The sequence below is a fragment of the Caulobacter sp. GW456-12-1-14-TSB4 genome (assembly GCF_059424195.1).
This window is the reverse complement of sequence record NZ_JBWKZF010000005.1, coordinates 24,716-40,424: the sequence shown is the minus strand read 5'-3', so window position 1 is coordinate 40,424 and position 15,709 is coordinate 24,716. Positions and strand designations below refer to the sequence as shown.

At 66.0% G+C, this 15,709-nt stretch carries 21 protein-coding genes and 1 pseudogene; 14 read left to right on the top strand and 8 right to left on the bottom strand.

Features of this window, described 5'->3' with window-relative positions; genetic code table 11:
* Nucleotides 1–452: 452 nt before the first annotated feature.
* Nucleotides 453–526: pseudogene (locus tag AC07YH_RS06120) on the top strand (hypothetical protein); the annotation flags it as partial.
* A 246-nt stretch (nt 527–772) separates the two neighbouring features.
* Nucleotides 773–1,075: a hypothetical protein gene (locus tag AC07YH_RS06115; protein ID WP_494746121.1), complete on the top strand. Its 303-nt coding sequence runs from the start codon at nt 773–775 to the stop codon at nt 1,073–1,075.
* Here AC07YH_RS06115 and AC07YH_RS06110 read toward each other — a convergent pair.
* Nucleotides 993–1,550 (bottom strand): hypothetical protein, encoded by a 558-nt coding sequence (locus tag AC07YH_RS06110; RefSeq protein ID WP_494746120.1) that lies wholly within the window; start codon nt 1,548–1,550, stop codon nt 993–995. The two genes, AC07YH_RS06115 and AC07YH_RS06110, sit on opposite strands and share 83 nt — an antisense overlap.
* Between AC07YH_RS06110 and AC07YH_RS06105 the strand changes: the two genes are divergently transcribed.
* Entirely contained in the window at nt 1,549–1,695 is a 147-nt protein-coding gene (locus tag AC07YH_RS06105; protein ID WP_494746119.1) for a hypothetical protein, read from the top strand. The genes AC07YH_RS06110 and AC07YH_RS06105 overlap by 2 nt on opposite strands.
* Here the strand turns inward: AC07YH_RS06105 and AC07YH_RS06100 are convergent.
* Together AC07YH_RS06100 and AC07YH_RS06095 are read right to left on the bottom strand one after the other, a co-directional pair.
* Nucleotides 1,681–2,277: a hypothetical protein gene (locus tag AC07YH_RS06100; protein ID WP_494746118.1), complete on the bottom strand. Its 597-nt coding sequence runs from the start codon at nt 2,275–2,277 to the stop codon at nt 1,681–1,683. The two genes, AC07YH_RS06105 and AC07YH_RS06100, sit on opposite strands and share 15 nt — an antisense overlap.
* Before the next feature lie 257 nt (nt 2,278–2,534).
* Complete coding sequence (locus tag AC07YH_RS06095; RefSeq protein ID WP_494746117.1) at nt 2,535–3,476, bottom strand: IS1595 family transposase; 942 nt, start codon at nt 3,474–3,476, stop codon at nt 2,535–2,537.
* A gap of 307 nt (nt 3,477–3,783) precedes the next feature.
* On the opposite strand from AC07YH_RS06095, the gene AC07YH_RS06090 reads away from it, so the two are divergent.
* Entirely contained in the window at nt 3,784–4,185 is a 402-nt protein-coding gene (locus tag AC07YH_RS06090; protein WP_494746116.1) for a DUF1489 family protein, read from the top strand.
* Between the two features lie 193 nt (nt 4,186–4,378).
* On the opposite strand, the gene panC is transcribed toward AC07YH_RS06090, so the two are convergent.
* On the bottom strand, nt 4,379–5,227 hold the full coding sequence (gene panC, locus AC07YH_RS06085) for a pantoate--beta-alanine ligase (RefSeq protein WP_494746115.1): 849 nt from the start codon (nt 5,225–5,227) through the stop codon (nt 4,379–4,381).
* A gap of 220 nt (nt 5,228–5,447) precedes the next feature.
* On the opposite strand from panC, the gene mipZ reads away from it, so the two are divergent.
* The 4 genes from mipZ to AC07YH_RS06065 all read left to right on the top strand — a co-directional run bounded on the left by mipZ (nt 5,448) and on the right by AC07YH_RS06065 (nt 8,173).
* Nucleotides 5,448–6,284: a division plane-positioning ATPase MipZ gene (mipZ, locus tag AC07YH_RS06080; RefSeq protein WP_494746114.1), complete on the top strand. Its 837-nt coding sequence runs from the start codon at nt 5,448–5,450 to the stop codon at nt 6,282–6,284.
* A 72-nt stretch (nt 6,285–6,356) separates the two neighbouring features.
* Complete coding sequence (locus tag AC07YH_RS06075) at nt 6,357–6,791, top strand: J domain-containing protein (protein WP_494746113.1); 435 nt, start codon at nt 6,357–6,359, stop codon at nt 6,789–6,791.
* A 15-nt stretch (nt 6,792–6,806) separates the two neighbouring features.
* Nucleotides 6,807–6,866 (top strand): hypothetical protein, encoded by a 60-nt coding sequence (locus tag AC07YH_RS06070; protein WP_024265769.1) that lies wholly within the window; start codon nt 6,807–6,809, stop codon nt 6,864–6,866.
* Between the two features lie 77 nt (nt 6,867–6,943).
* The gene (locus AC07YH_RS06065) at nt 6,944–8,173 is read left to right on the top strand and encodes an aminotransferase-like domain-containing protein (protein WP_494746112.1); all 1,230 of its coding nucleotides are present in this window, start codon (nt 6,944–6,946) and stop codon (nt 8,171–8,173) included.
* Nucleotides 8,174–8,232: 59 nt separating this feature from the next.
* Here AC07YH_RS06065 and AC07YH_RS06060 read toward each other — a convergent pair whose 3' ends face one another.
* Nucleotides 8,233–9,534 (bottom strand): serine hydrolase, encoded by a 1,302-nt coding sequence (locus AC07YH_RS06060; protein WP_494746111.1) that lies wholly within the window; start codon nt 9,532–9,534, stop codon nt 8,233–8,235.
* Between the two features lie 308 nt (nt 9,535–9,842).
* On the opposite strand from AC07YH_RS06060, the gene AC07YH_RS06055 reads away from it, so the two are divergent.
* The 4 genes from AC07YH_RS06055 to AC07YH_RS06040 all read left to right on the top strand — a co-directional run bounded on the left by AC07YH_RS06055 (nt 9,843) and on the right by AC07YH_RS06040 (nt 12,819).
* Nucleotides 9,843–10,277 carry a phasin family protein gene (locus AC07YH_RS06055; protein ID WP_454716986.1) on the top strand — a complete coding sequence of 145 codons (435 nt, stop codon included), beginning with the start codon at nt 9,843–9,845 and terminating at the stop codon, nt 10,275–10,277.
* Between the two features lie 111 nt (nt 10,278–10,388).
* Nucleotides 10,389–10,856, top strand: a complete 468-nt coding sequence (locus AC07YH_RS06050; RefSeq protein WP_494746110.1) for a RidA family protein — start codon at nt 10,389–10,391, stop codon at nt 10,854–10,856.
* Nucleotides 10,856–11,629, top strand: a complete 774-nt coding sequence (locus AC07YH_RS06045; RefSeq protein ID WP_494746109.1) for a glycerophosphodiester phosphodiesterase — start codon at nt 10,856–10,858, stop codon at nt 11,627–11,629. Before AC07YH_RS06050 ends, AC07YH_RS06045 begins: the two co-directional genes overlap by 1 nt.
* The gene (locus AC07YH_RS06040; protein ID WP_494746108.1) at nt 11,626–12,819 is read left to right on the top strand and encodes a GNAT family N-acetyltransferase; all 1,194 of its coding nucleotides are present in this window, start codon (nt 11,626–11,628) and stop codon (nt 12,817–12,819) included. Before AC07YH_RS06045 ends, AC07YH_RS06040 begins: the two co-directional genes overlap by 4 nt.
* A 9-nt stretch (nt 12,820–12,828) precedes the next feature.
* Here AC07YH_RS06040 and AC07YH_RS06035 read toward each other — a convergent pair whose 3' ends face one another.
* Both AC07YH_RS06035 and AC07YH_RS06030 read right to left on the bottom strand, forming a co-directional pair.
* Nucleotides 12,829–13,317, bottom strand: coding sequence for a pyridoxamine 5'-phosphate oxidase family protein (locus AC07YH_RS06035; RefSeq protein ID WP_494746107.1), 489 nt, complete (start codon nt 13,315–13,317; stop codon nt 12,829–12,831).
* 406 nt (nt 13,318–13,723) lie between these two features.
* On the bottom strand, nt 13,724–14,305 hold the full coding sequence (locus tag AC07YH_RS06030; RefSeq protein ID WP_494746106.1) for a DUF4287 domain-containing protein: 582 nt from the start codon (nt 14,303–14,305) through the stop codon (nt 13,724–13,726).
* Between the two features lie 53 nt (nt 14,306–14,358).
* On the opposite strand from AC07YH_RS06030, the gene AC07YH_RS06025 reads away from it, so the two are divergent.
* Nucleotides 14,359–14,793 (top strand): HIT family protein, encoded by a 435-nt coding sequence (locus AC07YH_RS06025; protein WP_494746105.1) that lies wholly within the window; start codon nt 14,359–14,361, stop codon nt 14,791–14,793.
* A gap of 99 nt (nt 14,794–14,892) precedes the next feature.
* On the top strand, nt 14,893–15,339 hold the full coding sequence (locus AC07YH_RS06020; protein WP_494746104.1) for a BLUF domain-containing protein: 447 nt from the start codon (nt 14,893–14,895) through the stop codon (nt 15,337–15,339).
* Here AC07YH_RS06020 and AC07YH_RS06015 read toward each other — a convergent pair.
* Nucleotides 15,336–15,665 carry a hypothetical protein gene (locus tag AC07YH_RS06015; RefSeq protein ID WP_494746103.1) on the bottom strand — a complete coding sequence of 110 codons (330 nt, stop codon included), beginning with the start codon at nt 15,663–15,665 and terminating at the stop codon, nt 15,336–15,338. The genes AC07YH_RS06020 and AC07YH_RS06015 overlap by 4 nt on opposite strands.
* Nucleotides 15,666–15,709: the final 44 nt, after the last annotated feature.

Here is a 15,709-nt window from a genome sequence, read left to right as displayed (position 1 = left end):
CGTCGCGGGGGAGATGGCCCAGAGGGCCGGAGGGGGGGCAGCACGGCCTCGATCCAGCTCGCCCCCTCAGTCGCTCCGCGACAGCTCCCCCGCATCGCGGGGGAGCAGCTAGCTGGGCGCACGTCCACACCTCCACGCGGCCAGCCGCTGAAGCTCAAGGAAAGGGACGCGGAGCGCCGGACAGCGTCCGGAGTGTGAGACAAGAAATACCGTTTCGACGAAGCCCGACGCTCCGCGCGATCGTTATCCGGAAGCGTGACGTCCCGACGCTGTTCGCACCTGTTCGCCCTTGAAGCCTCCGACGGGCGGGCCAGGCCGCGAAGCCTGGTCCCGGCTGTCCGGGTTTCCCCGAACCTGTCGTCTCTTCGGCCCAACATCCCACGTCGTTTCTGTGTTCCAGGGCCGACCGCCGCCAGAGGGATGCAGTTGCGGCCGAAACCGCACCGATGAGCACGCCCGCTCGATCACACCCCGCCGCCGCAACGGTCGCTGGCCATGCGCCCTTTCCTCGCGACGAGGTGGGTAGAGAGTACGGCAGGTTTTCAGGCCGAGGACGGAGAAGCGCGAACGCTCGTGCGTCACCTGAAGCCCTCTCTCTTAGAGAGAGGGAGGGGCCCATGCGCAGCATGGGAGGGTGAGAGGTTACACCCTCTCCGAATAATCCTGAAAATCCAGAGAGATGTGCAAACCGGCCACCGGCTTTGCCTAACCTCTCACCCTCCCACGCCTGCGGCGCGGGCCCCTCCCTCTCTCTTAGAGGGGAGTTATGTAGGTGGCAAAGCAGGACGAGGCGGTGGGGGATTCGGGCGGCGTAGCTTTTGCAATCGCCTCGACTGGCGTCACGGACGGCATGGTCGATGCCGGGTTCGAGCAGGTCAAAAGCCTGATGGTCGATTACGACATGATCGATTGGGATCCCGAAGGCGATGACCCAAACGGGTCGATGCGCGCCGCTGAAATTGAGCGCGCCGAGAGCGCCGCCAAAGCTGCTCTCAAGAGGGCGTATCTGGCGATGGAGACCGTAAGGCAAGGTCTCGCGACGCCAGAAGAGCTTGGTGCAGCTTCCGCAGTCTGACGATTTCCTTGTTGATCTTGGCGACCGTCAGGCCTCGGGTGTCGCGGATCTTCTGCCCCTCATGGCGACCTTTGATGCCTGCGATCAGCAGCGACATTTCATCGTCGGTTACGCTCTGCGCCACCCGGTAGAGGACTGGCGGCGGTGTCATCAGCGACCAGTGGGCGTGAACAATCGCATTCCTCCTCTGGTTGGCTGCGCCCACCTGATCGATAGCCTTCAGCAAGGCGTCTAACTCGGCGTTGGACGGTCGGCGTTTGATCATCGCCGTCACGATCTTGATCTGTGCCTTGGTCGCCAGCTCGCCTAAAACGATCGAAGCTACGGCGCGATCGGGAATGCCGAAGTCTCGGAACAGGGCTGCGATCACGTTCTCAATGGCGCCCCAAGCAGTCAGAAAGCGACCGAGCGCTAGGTTGGCTTCGTTCCAGAGGGTATCATCCGGCCATAGTCCTTCATCAGAGACTTCTGACATGCCCGACATCCCCAGCGACGACGAACAACATGCAGAAGAGGTCTTCAACGCGCTGCTCGGCAAGCTCGTGAGCACACCACACAAGCCGCACAAGCAGAAGTCGAATGAAGAGGCTAGCGACCGGAAACCGTCAGAGGCTGGCTAGCTTCCCTTCACAGGCGGCTGAGCGCCGGGCCTGGAAGAAGGCGAGCGGATCGGCTGACGACGTCGCGGGCCTCGCGGCGACGAGCTGAACGTTCGGCCAATCGGAAACGTACTGGTAGGTGACGTTCTCGGGTATGCCGGCCAGCGGCTCACCCGACGTGCGGTGTGTGTCCTCAAGGACGGTCACCACTGGCTTTCCGTGGTTGTGGAACGTCATCAGCTTGTAGGTCTGGACGATCCCGCTGCCCTTGGCCTGGCGGCTTCGCATCTGCAGGAATTCCTTCATGCTGACGCTCCAAGCCTCGGTGCATGGTTGGCTTAGACCCAGGAAGGCGGCCACGTCCTCGTCTCCATCGAAATAGGTGACGCCCTTCTCTTCGATGATCGCCGGCTCCGCTGGGTCGGGCATGCCCTGATCCTCCCTGGAAACGGGAATGTACCTTGGATCCGTCGGTGCCTCTGGCGCGGCCGGCGCCGCGGCGGCCGGCTCCGGCGTCCAGGTCTTCCACAAGACGATAGGCGCGGCGACGGCGGCAGCCATCACCGTCACGCAGGCCGCAACCTGCATCACGTTCGCACGCATGCATAACCCCGTGTTCGCCCAGCAGGAGCCGGGACGGTTGGTCACGCGCGAACACAGGGAAGCGCGTCCTGCTTATTCCCCGTGGGTGTTTTATTGGGCAGGCCGCCCGACAGAGCGGACCTGTGTTCACGCGCAACAGCGCATCAGCCTTCCGTGACCAAACTTCGGGCTGACGGGGCTTTAGAACATGAATTCGAACCTAAGGCGAGGCGACCCTGGCTCTCTTACGAAGGTAATGAAGCTTGCGCGCTTTCTGCTTAAGCGTACGCGGCTTCGTCAGTCCGCCGATAAGTCAGGCGCTTTCCACCGATGCCGCGCAGGGCCTCTTCGGTGCGGGTGACGTCATCGACGCCCAGGGCGGCGCGGTTGGAGTAGCGGAAGTCGAACTCGGCGAGGTAGCGCGAGAGGTGCGCTTCCGAGACGTGGTGATAGATGCCGTTGATCCCGCGCTTGAGGATCGAGAAGAAGCCCTCGATCGTGTTCGTGTAGGCGTCGCCACGCACGTACTCTTCCTTGCCGTGGTTGACCGTTTCGTAGCGGGCGAACTCGGGGCCGATGATGCGGTATTGACCGGCGTCGTCGGTCATCAGGGCGCTCGAACGGCGGACATGCTTGGTGATGATCGGGCGCAGGGTGTTGGCGTTTACGGCTGGGACGTGGAACGAGCGGACGCGACCCTGGCGCTCGACCAAGGAAAAGCAGATTTGCTTGCCCACGGCGCCGATGTTCTTCGGGTTGCGCTTGGAGAGGTGCTTGTTCTTCTCCTTGCCGCCGATCACGGTCTCATCGACTTCGACGACCTTGCCCTCGCCGCCCATCGGAGCTGAGCCGCCGTGCTCGGTCATGGCCTCGCGGATGCGGTGGCACATGAACCAGGCCGTCTTGTAGGTGACGCCGAGGTTACGGCCGATCTGGTTGGCGCTGATCCCCTTCTTGCTCGACGACATCAGGAAGGTCGCAAGCAGCCACTTGTTGAGCGGGATCTTGGACCTCTCGAAGACCGTGCCGACGGTGACCGTGAACTGCTCGCGGCAGGCGTTGCACTGATAGAGACCGGCGCGGTGCGCCTTGCCCTTCAGGCCGGTGGCCTCGTCCACGACGCCGCAGTGCGGGCAGATCGGCCCGTTCGGCCAGCGCAGCTTTTCCAGATGCTCGCGAGCCTTATCGGCGTCGTGGAAGATGGGCGAGGTCAGGTTCATGGCGCAGCTTTCCTTCAGGCCGATAGTCGCCCGAGAGGGTTGCTTTGTAAAGTATATAACCCCCCTCTTAGAGAGAGGGGGCCAATGCCCGTCCCTCGCCGGGAATAGCGACCCCAAACGAAAACCGCCGCTGCGGACGGCCCCCACATGGCGTCCGAAACGGCGGTATGAGCCCCCAGGCTCGGATCACGCCCCCACATGAACGCGATGGCCAAGAGATAACGCTGTCATGCAAGGCGTCGATGGCTTTCCCTCTCAGGGCGAACCGACAGGTTGCCTTACCCCGCAAGCGCGCTATCTAGCGCCCATGGCGTTGCACATCATCAAGCTGGTCGTCGGGTGCGAGACGATCGACGATCTCCTGGCGTGGCATCAGGACAAGAGCCAGCCCTGGGTCATGCACACCCGCATGACGCCCAAGCGGATCGACGAGGTCCTGGACGGCGGCTCGCTGTATCGGGTGTTCAAGGGCCAGATCCTGTGCCGCCAGACCATCCTGGCCATCGACACGGTCGGCGAAGGGGCGGCGTCGCGCTGCGAGGTCACGGTCGATCCGCCGATCATCCGCGTCGCGCCCCAGCCGCGCCGGGCCTTCCAGGGCTGGCGCTATCTCAAGCCCGAGGACGCGCCGCCGGACCTCACCGCCAGCGAGGCCGCCGATCTGCCGCCGGACCTCGCCCGGCAATTGCGCGAACTGGGCGCCTGGTAGGTTTTGTCTGATAACTTTTGGCTGTGATGTTAGCTAAATAGCAACCAGGGCGGGTGTCATCTTGTCGCGGGGACGAGGGAGAGATGACCATGAAGGCCAGTTTCGCCGCCTTGGGCGTGGGGATGCTGTTCGTGGGTTTGATCGCGGGGCTGCTGATCGCCCTGAAGCCGGTCTAGCTAGCCGCCAAGCCTTCCTAGACGGCCATATTGTCGATCAGCCGCGTCTTGCCTAGCCACGCGGCGACCAGGATGCGGCCCTGCGCCTGGCCGATAGGGCCGGGGCCCAGGCGCGACAGGTCACTGGCCTCGCGGATCTCGACATAGTCGACCTGGCCGAAGCCTGCGGCCTTCAGGGCGGCGACGGCCTTTGCTTCCGCTTCATTGATACGGCCGCCCGCGGCGACCTCGGCGGCGGCGGCCTTGATGGCCGTCGGCAGGGCCACGGCGGCGGCGCGTTCCTCAGGCGACAGGTAGGCGTTGCGTGAGGAGAGGGCGAGACCGTCTTCCGCACGAGCGGTGGGCGCGCCGATGATCTCGATGGGGATGTCCAGGTCGCGGGCCATGCGCTTGACCACCTGCAACTGCTGATAGTCCTTCTCGCCGAACACGGCGACGTCGGCCTGGCTCTGGATGAACAGCTTGGCCACGACGGTGGCGACGCCGCCGAAGAACTGCGGCCGGGCCGCGCCTTCCAGCGGTTCGGAGACGCCCGAGACGCTGATCGCGGTGGAGAAGCCGGGGGCGTACATCTCCGCGCCGTTCGGGGCGAACAGCAGGTCGCAGCCGACGCCGGCCAGCTTCTCGACATCGGCCGTTTCGCCGCGCGGATAGGCGTCGAAGTCCTCGTGCGGGGCGAACTGCTTGGGATTGACGAAGATCGTCGTGATCACCCGGTCGGCGTTCGCTTGAGCCAGCTTGATGAGGCTGAGGTGGCCCTCGTGCAGGGCGCCCATGGTCGGGACCAGGGCCACGCGCTGGCCGGCGGCCTTCCAGGCGCGGACGTGCTCGCGCATCTCGGAAACAGTGCGGACGATCTGGGTCATGGCTGGGCCTCCACGCGGACAGGCCGCGCTTATGGCCCCGTGGCCGACGGAGGTCCACCATCCCTTAGGAGAACGGGACTGGCCCTCAGGGGAACAGGGCCGTTGGGGGTGCGACAATTATGCTTGTGGATTGAACCGGTTGACCGGCTAGGGCGCTGGTAACATCGTGTTAACCTTCAGTCCAAGGTCGCGCGAGTCGCGACGTATCGAGGATCGAGCCATGGCCGAAACGCGCGTCATCGTCGTCGGCAACGAAAAGGGTGGTGCGGGCAAGTCCACCATCGCCGTCCACCTGGTGACCGCGCTGCTGTACGGCGGCGCCAAGGTCGCCGTGCTGGACCTGGACCTGCGCCAGCGCACCTCGGGCCGGTTCTTCGAGAACCGCACGGCCTGGACCGCCAGCAAGAAGCTGGACCTGCCCATGCCGCTGTCCCTGACCCTCAGCGACAACGACATCGCCCTGGCCGAGAAGTCGGAAGAGGAGCAGGTCGCCGGTTTCGAGGCCGCCTTCGCGCGCGCCGCCGAAGAGTGCGACTTCATCCTGATCGACACCCCCGGCGGCGACAGCGCCATCACGCGCCTGGCCCACGGCCGCGCGGACCTGGTGGTCACGCCGATGAACGACAGCTTCGTCGATTTCGACATGCTGGGCACGGTCGATCCAGTGTCCATGGAGCTGACCAAGCCCAGCCTCTATTCGCTGACGGTTTGGGAAGGCCGCAAGCAGCGCGCCCTCTCGGGTCAGCGCCAGGCGATGGACTGGGTGGTGCTGCGCAACCGTCTGGCCACGACCGAGGCCCGGAACCGCAAGCGCCTGGAGGACCGTCTGACGGCCCTGGCCAAGCGCGTCGGCTTCCGCATCGGCCCCGGCCTGCGCGACCGCGTCATCTATCGCGAGCTGTTCCCGTTCGGCCTGACCATCGCCGACCTGTCGCCGCAAGTGCGCCCGGTGCCGGTGTCCCTGCAGCACCTGGCCGCGCGCCAGGAACTGCGCGCCCTGATGCACAGCCTGGGCCTGTCGGCCTATTCCGGCGAGACCATGCTGGCGGCGCAGTAGGCGCTGCACTAAGTTCACGACCAGCGGGCGGCCGGGGCGACCCTGCCGCCCGTTTTCGTATCCGGAGTTCCGATGCTGTACCTGCTGCTGGGCGCGGCCATCCTCGTCTTCCTGCTTTGGCCGAAGGGGCGCACGTTCCTGAACGGCGACGGCTGGCGGGTGGGGGCCGGGGCGGCCTCGATCGCGGCTTTCGCCGGGGCGGCCTACGCCACGATCCGCGGCTCATGGGGCACGGGCATCGTGCTGGGCGTCATCGCCTTGTGGAGCGTCACCGAGGCCCGTCGCCGGCCGGTCATCCGCCGCGAGATCGTCCATCCGCCCAAGCCCGAGCTCAGCCTCTCCGAGGCTCGCTCGCTGCTCGGTGTCGGCCCGGAGGCGACCTTGGCCGAGGTCAAGGCGGCCTATACGCGCCTGATCCAGATGGCTCACCCGGACAAGGGCGGCACCGAGGGCCTCGCCGCCCAGCTCAACGCCGCGCGGGATCGTTTGATCAAGCGGCGCGGCTGAGCTACGACTAGCGCCATGATCAACCGCGAACGCTTCTGGCGCCGCCGCTCGTCGGGCCAAACCTGCTCGGTATGACGCTCTGACCTTCGTTCAGAGTGAGCCACGGCCTGTGGCTCGAAGGCGTCATTCCAGTTTCGGACCTTGATCTTCCCATGACTATCCAAGCCACCACCTCGGCCATCGATTGGGCCGACCGTTTCAGCACGCGCATGGACCGCGTCCGCGCCAGCGAGATCCGCGAACTTCTCAAGCTGCTGGATCAGCCCGACATCCTGTCGTTCGCCGGCGGCATCCCCGATCCCGGCCTGTTCCCGGCCGAGCGCATCCAGGCCGACTACGCCGCCGTGCTGGCCGACCCCGTCCTGGCCAAGCAGGCGCTGCAGTACTCGGTCAGCGAGGGTTATCTGCCGCTACGCGAATGGATCGCCGAGCGCATGACCCGCGACGGCATGCCGTGCGAACCCGCCAACATCATGCTGACCGCCGGCTCGCAGCAGGCGTTGGATTTGATCGGCAAGCTGTTCATCAGCCCGGGCGACACGGTCGTCGTGGCGCGGCCGACCTATCTGGGCGCGTTGCAGGCGTTCAACGGCTACCAGCCGGCCTATCGCGACCTGCCGGACGCGGCGCTGAAGGGCGGCGAGACCGACCTGCCGGAAGGCGCTCTGGGCTATTTCGTGCCCGACTTCGCCAACCCGACCGGCGTCAGCCTGACGCTGTCGGAGCGCGAGGCGATCCTGGACATGGCCGCCGCGCTGGACATGACCCTGGTCGAGGACGCGGCCTATCGCGAGCTGCGCTTCGCCGGCGAGCCGACGCCGACCCTGCTGGCGCTGGACATCGAGCGCTCGGGCGGCATCGATGCGGCTCGCACGATGTTCCTGGGCACCCTGTCCAAGACCCTGTCGCCGGCCCTGCGCATCGGCTGGGTCTGCGGGCCCAAGCCCGTGATCGAAAAGCTCGTCCTGCTCAAGCAGGGCGCGGACCTGCATGTCTCGACGATCAACCAGATGGTCGCCCATCGCGCCGTGTCGGAAGGCTATGACCAGCACCTGCACCGCCTGCGCGGAGCCTATGGCGCCAAGGGACGGGTGATGCTGGACACACTGGAGCGGACCATGCCCCAGGGCGTGACCTGGTCGCAGCCGGACGGCGGCATGTTCGTCTGGATCGACCTGCCGGAAGGGATCGACGGCGCCGATCTGCTGGCCCGCGCTATCGAGGAGGAGCGGGTGGCCTTCGTCCCCGGCGCGCCGTTCTTCGCCGAGGTGAAGACCGCCAACGCCATCCGGCTCAGCTACTCGCTGCCGACCGACGCGCAGATCGACGAGGGCGTGGGGCGCCTGGCGCGGCTGATAAGCCGGGCGATCGCCGAGGCCTAGACAAGCAAAACCCCGGAGGTCGCCCTCCGGGGTTTCTTGTTTCAGCGATGTGGAGCCGTCTAGCGCGGCGACAGCACCATGCAGGGCATGCGCTTGGCCTTCAGGGTCGAGCAGGCCTCGCGGGCGGCGTCCGAGGTCAGGCCCTGGAACTGGGCGCGGAACGCCCCGCCGGCCGCGCCTTCGACCGCGCCCTCGGCGTCGGCGACCATCTTGGCGAAGCGGCTGCGCACCAGCTTCAGCTGGTCGTTGGCCAGAGACTTGGACTTGAACGCGCCGACCTGCACGCCCCATTCGCCCTTCGACTTCTTGGCGACGGGCTTGGCGGCCTCGCGCATCGTGGGCGAGACCTTCACCGGCGGCGTGCGCGGGTTCTCGGTCAGCACGATGCGCAGGCCGGCCTGGTCGCCGTCGCCCTGTTCGACCGAGGGACGCTCGATCGGGCCGGTCGGCTCGTCTTCATAGATGTTGGCGGCGATGGTGGTGCGCTCGCCGCGCGAACGACGCTTCATCACGTCGAAGCCGGTCAGCAGCAGGTCTTCCATGTTGTTGTCGCGCCAGGCGGTCGAGGGGCCGCCCAGGACCACGGCGATCAGGCGGCGGCCGTCGCGCACGGCCGAGCCGGCGAGGTTGAAGCCCGAGGCGTTGGTGTAGCCGGTCTTGAGGCCATCGAACCCTTCCATGCTGTCCAGCAGGCGGTTGTGGCCCTTGATGTAGTTGCCCCGGAAGTAGAAGCCCTTCACCGAGAAGTAGCTGTAGTACTGCGGGAAGTCGCGCATAGTGGCGCGCGACAGAATGGCGAGATCGCGGGCCGACGAGATCTGGCGGCTGTCGGGCAGGCCTGAGGCGTTCACGAAGCGGCTGTTGCGCATGCCCAGTTCCTGGCCACGCAGGGTCATCAGGGCGGCGAAGCGCGACTCACTGCCGGCGAGTCGTTCGGCCATGGCCACGGCGACGTCGTTGGCCGACTTGACGGTCATGGCCTTGATGGCCTCGTCGACCGACAGGCTGTCGCCCGGCGAGATGCCGATCTTGGTAGGGGCCTGGGCCGCCGCGCGCGGCGACATGGTGACCCGGTCCGTCAGCTTCAGGCGGCCTTCGCTCAGCGCCTCGAAGGTCAGGTACAGGGTCATCACCTTGGTGACCGAGGCGGGGTAGCGGGGGCTGTCGGCCCTTTTGTCGTAAAGGACTTCGCCCGAATTGGCGTCGATCACGATCGCCGCGTACTTCGGCTCCTGAGCGTTCAGCTGCAGGTAGGGTATGGCCGCCGAAGCCGGGGTCGGGGCGGCCGCGCCGAACAGGCACGAGAGCGCGAGGCCGGCGACAGCCAGGAAGGAACGGGCGGAGGTAAGCTTGGCGAACATGAAGCGACGTCCGTCATTTGAACTGGGACGCGGTTTGGCGCCGCGACACGTGTGACCAGTAGCATGATGGAAGCGGCCTTTCGCTAAAGTAAACAACTGGTGAGCGATGTTGCCGCAGGCGCAAAAATATCAGGCGCGTGGTTCCAATGCTGCAGCTTGAGAGGTCATGACGTTGCGTCATGGTGCGCTGCACAAAATTGTTGACTGCTGCACTGCAACATGAGAGAACCGCGGTGTTCCAAGCGCAGATGGGCGAGTTGCAGCTCGCTTGATCCGCCCCGCCTCGTTCCCTCCCCAGGAGAATTCCCATGGCCGCCGCCGAAACCGTCAAGAACACCGTCGAGCAATACACCGCCGCTTCGAACCAAGCGTTCAAGGACGGCGTCGAGAAGTCGCTGGCCGCTCTGGCCGAAGCCAACACCCACTCGAAGAAGAACCTGGAAGCCGTCGTCGCTTCGGTGACCGCCGCCACCAAGGGCGCTGAAGCCCTGGGCGCCCAGACCTTCGCCTATTCGAAGAAGGCCGTGGAAGACCAGGTCGCCGCCGCCAAGTCGCTGGCCGGCGCCAAGAGCGTCCAGGAAGCCGTCGAACTGCAGACCGCTTGGGCCAAGTCGGCTCTGGAAGCCTACATCGCCCAGGTCAGCAAGGCCTCGGAGATCGTCTCGGCCTCGATCAAGGACTCGGTGAAGCCGCTGAACGAACGCGCCAGCGCCGCCGTCGAGAAGTTCCAAGCCGCTCGCTAAGCGCCGCTTCCGGACTACGGATTGAAGGGCTCGGACCGAAAGGTCCGGGCCTTTTTTCTTTTGCCGGTCTGCGCAGCACGTTAAGCATGAGCCACTGCATTTCAGTGGAGCGTGTGGATGTCGAAGGTCGAGGATCGCCTGAAGGAACTGGGCGTCGAGCTGCCGCAGCCGGTGGCCCCGGTGGCCAACTACGTGACCTACGTCCGCTCGGGCAATCTCGTGACCATTTCCGGCCAGATCTCGATCGCGGCCGATGGCGGCATCAAGGGCACGGTCGGCGTCGATGTCGATCTGGAGACCGCCCAGAAGGCCGCCCGCCTGTGCGGCATCAACCTGCTGGCCCAGATGAAGGCCGCCTGCGACGGCGACCTAGACCGCGTGGTCCGCGTCGTGAAGCTGGGTGGCTTCGTCCAGGCTGGCCCCGACTTCATCGACATCCCCAAGGTCATCAACGGCTGCTCGGACCTGATGGTCGAGGTCCTGGGCGACGCCGGTCGCCACGCCCGCTCGGCGGTGGGCGTCTACAAGCTGCCCCTCGGCTTCGCGGTCGAGGTGGACGCGGTAGTGGAGATCGCCTGATGCGCTCGCGCGAACGCCCCTCGACCGATGTCTTCGGCGAGGCGTGGGAGCGCCTGTTCGAGCCGCCGGTGGCCCACCGCGGTCTCTGGACCCCTGATGGCGCGCCGGAGAACAGCCTGGCCGCCTTCCAGGCCGCCTGCGCGGGCGGCTACGGCATCGAGCTAGACGTCCAGCTGACCGCCGACGGCGAGGCCGTGGTCTTCCACGACGATCGCCTGGAGCGCATGACCGGCCGGGAAGGGCGCCTGCGCGACCACAGCGCCGCCGAACTGGCGACCTTCGCGCTCAAGGGCACCGACGAGACCATCCCGACCCTGGCCGATACGCTGACCATGATCGGCCACCGGGCCATGGTGTTCATCGAGCTGAAGACGCCGTTCGGTGACGTCGGCCCGCTGGAGAAGCGGGTCACCGACGTGCTGGTCGACCACAACGGCCCGACCGCCGTGATCGGCTTCAACCCGTACTCGCACGCCTGGTTCGCCGACCATCACCCGCAGATCCTGCGCGGCCTGGACAGCTACAGCTGGAACGACGACAGCGCCCGCAAGCTGGCTCCTGAAATGCGCAAGTCGCTGGCGGCGCTGGAGCAGGTCGAGCTGGCGCGCCCCGATTTCCTGGCTCTGGGCTTGGACATGTTGCCCAGCCCGCGCGCGGACCTATATCGCGCCAAGGGCATGCCGATCATTGCGTGGACGGTCCGTGACCCCGACCAGTGGGAAGGCGTGAAGGACCATTGCGACAACCTGATCTTCGAGGGCTTCACGGCGTGACCACCGACCCGGTGGGCGTCCAGTCGGCGGTCCGCGTCCATCGCGAGATCACCGACATCGGTCGCGACGCCTGGGAGGCCTGTGCGGACCACACCGGCGATCCGTTCGTCAGCTACGACTTCCTGTCGATCCTGGAAGAGAGCGGCTGTGTCTCCGCCCGCACCGGCTGGGCCGCGCACCATCTGACGGTGCTGGACGACAACGACGTCGTGGCCGGGGTCATGCCGCTGTATCTGAAGTCCCACAGCCAGGGCGAATATGTCTTCGACCACGCCTGGGCCGACGCCTATGAGCGGGCCGGCGGGCAGTACTATCCCAAGCTTCAGTGCTCCTCGCCGTTCTCGCCGGTGACAGGTTCACGGCTGATCGTGCGGCCGGATGTCGATGTCGACGAAGGACGCATAGCCCTGCTGGGCGGGGCCCTGACCCTGTGCCAGCGGCTGGAGGCCTCGTCGCTGCACGTGACCTTCCCAGTGCAGGACGAGTGGAGCTGGATGGGCCAGCGCGGCATGCTGCTGCGCCAGGACCAGCAGTATCACTGGGAGAACCGGGGCTACGCCACCTTCGACGACTTCCTGGCGGCCCTGTCGGCCAATCGCCGCAAGACCATCCGCCGCGAACGCCGCGACGCTCAGGGCGGGCTGGAGATCGTCGCCCTGACTGGCGATGAGCTGACCGAGGCGCATTGGGACGCCTTCTTCGGCTTCTACATGGACACCGGCTCGCGCAAATGGGGCCGGCCGTACCTGAACCGTCGCTTCTTCTCGCTGCTGCAAGAGCGGATGGCCGACAAGGTGCTGCTGATCATGGCCCGTCGCCCGGGCGGTCCGTGGATCGCCGGAGCGCTGAACCTGCTGGGTCGCGACTGTCTCTACGGCCGCCACTGGGGCTGCACCGAGGACGTGCCGTTCCTGCATTTCGAGCTCTGCTACTACCAGGCCATCGAGCACGCGATCCGCCTGGGGTTGCCGCGCGTTGAGGCCGGCGCCCAGGGGCAGCACAAGATCGCGCGGGGCTATCTGCCGAGCGCGGTCTACTCGGCCCACTGGATCGCCGATCCAGCGCTGCGCGAGCCGGTGGCGCGCTATCTCGAGCGCGAGCGCGAGGCCGTCGAACACGACATCGAGATGCTGACGGAAGAGTTCTCACCCTTCCGCCACGAACCAGATCCGCGCCGCGATGAGCGCTAGGCTGGGGCGCTAGTTCAGCCGCACCTCGCCGACCTTGTCCTTGTATTCGCGCTTGGGATCGGCCCCGAGCAGCATCTTCACGCCGGCGAACAGGTTGTTCTCGTTCAGCCAGATCTGGGCGTCGGCCGGCTCGAAGCGCAGCAGGCGCAGCTTGGGATCGTCCTTGCCCTCGAACCAGGCGGCGATGAAGGGGTTCCAGAGGCGATCGATCGTCTCGTGGTCGGTGTCGATCCGCAAGGTTCCGTCGATCGCGGCGAACAGGTGATGGCCCTTGTCCTGGAAGTGGATGAAGGCATCGCGACCCTGCTGGTCCAGCGAGTGGACGAGGTCGGTCTCAGACGAGGTGAAGATCCAGATCGGCCCGCTGTGATCGCCTTCGATCAGGGCGGTCATCGGCTGGGCGCGACCGCCATCGACGTCGGGCAGGCCCAGCATCACGGTGCGGTCGGACTTCAGGGCCTTCCAGAACTTGGCGGTGAGATCGGCTTCCTTGGACATGGGGGGTCTCCTTTGCGTGGGAGACCAACGGCGGCCGGGAAGGGGCGTTCCTAGGGCGACGCTTGGGCGGGGCTTTCCGCCTTGCCGGGACGAACCCGGCGAGGGCGGAGAAGCCATAGGCCTACGAGCAAGACTACCGAGAGCGCCCACAGTGCATAGGCGAGCATCATCTGTGATGGATAGGGAGGCTCGCCGAACATGCAGATTATATACGTCCAGCCTGCAGCGATGAAGATGCTCAATGGAAACGCGAAGAGGAGCACGACCCTCAGAACGTCCCGTATCCAGTCCGGCATCGTGGCGGCCTCGTCTCACCGATCTTGCGCACACTATGGTTGTGTCTCGCTCGCAGGAGAAGAGAGATCTGAGCGGGGTCCTGAGCCACGCCTACATGAGCGGTTTGCTGCTAGGACCTTTCCCAAGCCGCCTTCAGCAACGCCGTGACCGCGCCATCGACGGCGTCCCGCGAGGCCAACGGCAGCTTGGCTTTGAGGCGCTCGGACCAGCCTTCGTTCTTCGGTGCCAGCAAACCCGGCGCGGCGTCCGGCTCGACCGCCAGGCCCAGCATGGCCGTGCCGCCCTTGACCGGTTTCAGCGCCGCGAACTGGGACTTGCGCGACCAGGCGGTGAAGCCCTTGCGCTGCCCGGTGACCAGGCCCTCGAAGCCGGCCACGGCGGCCTCGACCGCTTCCAGGATCGCCGCCGAGCCCGGGTCGATCCACAGCACTGCGCGCAGGCCGTCGGCGTCGTCCCAGCCCATCTGCGAAGGGAAGGCGACGGAGAAGATCGTGGCGGCGCGGTTCTGGCCGATGCCGTAGGTCGCCTTCAGCCAGTCGGTGCGGGCGCGGGGTTTGGTTTCCTGGCACTCGCGGCGGACGATCTCGACCCATTCGTCCAGGGTCTTGCCGGTTTCGCGCTCCAGATTGGCCCGGACCGAGGCGAACCACTTCTGCTGCTGTTCGGTCAGGCCCTGGGGCTTGATGTCCATGGTTGCGCGCGTCCCCCGGTTTGCTACGACCGGTCTTCCAAAGGGAGACGGTCATGAGCCTCGACGGACGCTACGACACGGACAACATCTTCGCCAAGATCATCCGGGGCGAGATTCCGGCCGTGAAGGTGTTCGAGGACGAGCAGGTCCTGGCCTTCATGGACGTGTTCCCGCAGTCGCGCGGCCATGTGCTGGTGATCTCCAAGACGTCCCAGGCCCGCAACCTGCTGGACGCGGAGCCCAAGACCCTGGGCCGCCTGATCGGCGCCACCCAGAAGGTCGCCACGGCGGTGGTCTCGGCCCTGAAGCCCGACGGCGTGGTCGTCACCCAGTTCAACGGCGCCCCGGCCGGCCAGACGATCTTCCACCTGCACTTCCACATCATCCCTCGCTACGAAGGTGAAAGCCTGGGCCGCCACGGCGAGGGCGGGATGGCCGATGTCGAGGAGCTGAAGGTCCTGGCGGCGAAGATCAGCGCGGCGCTGTAGCGGCGGGACCCGTTTCGGGAACGCGCTTCATTCCGGGGGCGGCTCTTTTAACGGTTGGCGCGTTAGCGCTACCGGCGAGACGCCAGGCCCGGGAACGCCATGCTTGAATTCGAGGAAGGCCGCAAAGGCCTGCGCCGCCTGATCTATGCTAGCCGGTTCGTCGGCGAGGGGGACTTCGGCGAGGCGGTGCGAACGATCGTCAACGCCTCGATCCAGAACAATCGCCTGGTCGATGTCACCGGCTTCCTGCTGGCGGGCGAGGGCTGGTTCCTGCAGTGGCTGGAAGGTCCCGCGACTGAGGTGGACGAGACCTTTGCGCGGATCGCCCGAGACAAGCGCCACGCCGACCTGATGACCCTCGCCGACGGCCCGGCGGATCGCCGCCGTTTCCGGGACTGGAACATGGGCCAGCACCGCCTGGACGTGCTGGATCAGGCTCTGTTGGCCGAGGTGGGTCTGGAGCACTTCCAGCCCGCCGGCCTGGACGCCGACCGCGCCGAGCGCCTGCTGACCCGCCTCGGCGAGCGCTATCTGCGGGGCGGTTAGGGCGTCAGCTTGATCAGAGCGGTGGAAATGGTCATCAGCACCGCCACGCCGCTTAGGATCGCCCAGCCTTGTAGGCGGATCTTCTCGCTCAGATCAGCGCGGAGACGGCTTTCCGCCAGGGCGATATCGCTCTTCAGTTCACTCTTCGTGGCGAGGAGGTCTGCTCGAGTGGCGGCGAGTTCAGCCTTGGTCGCCAGTTCGCTGATGTCTGGAAGTATGGTCGTTTGCTGCACCAGTTCGACGATCGTTTCGGCCATGCGTTCGTCCATGCCGGCTTCGCGAAGCCGTTTTGAAGCGCTGAGCGTGTCGAAGCCGATCGCGGTCATGTACACACGCTAATCGTTTGTTCTCGTTTCGTCCACAATTTTCG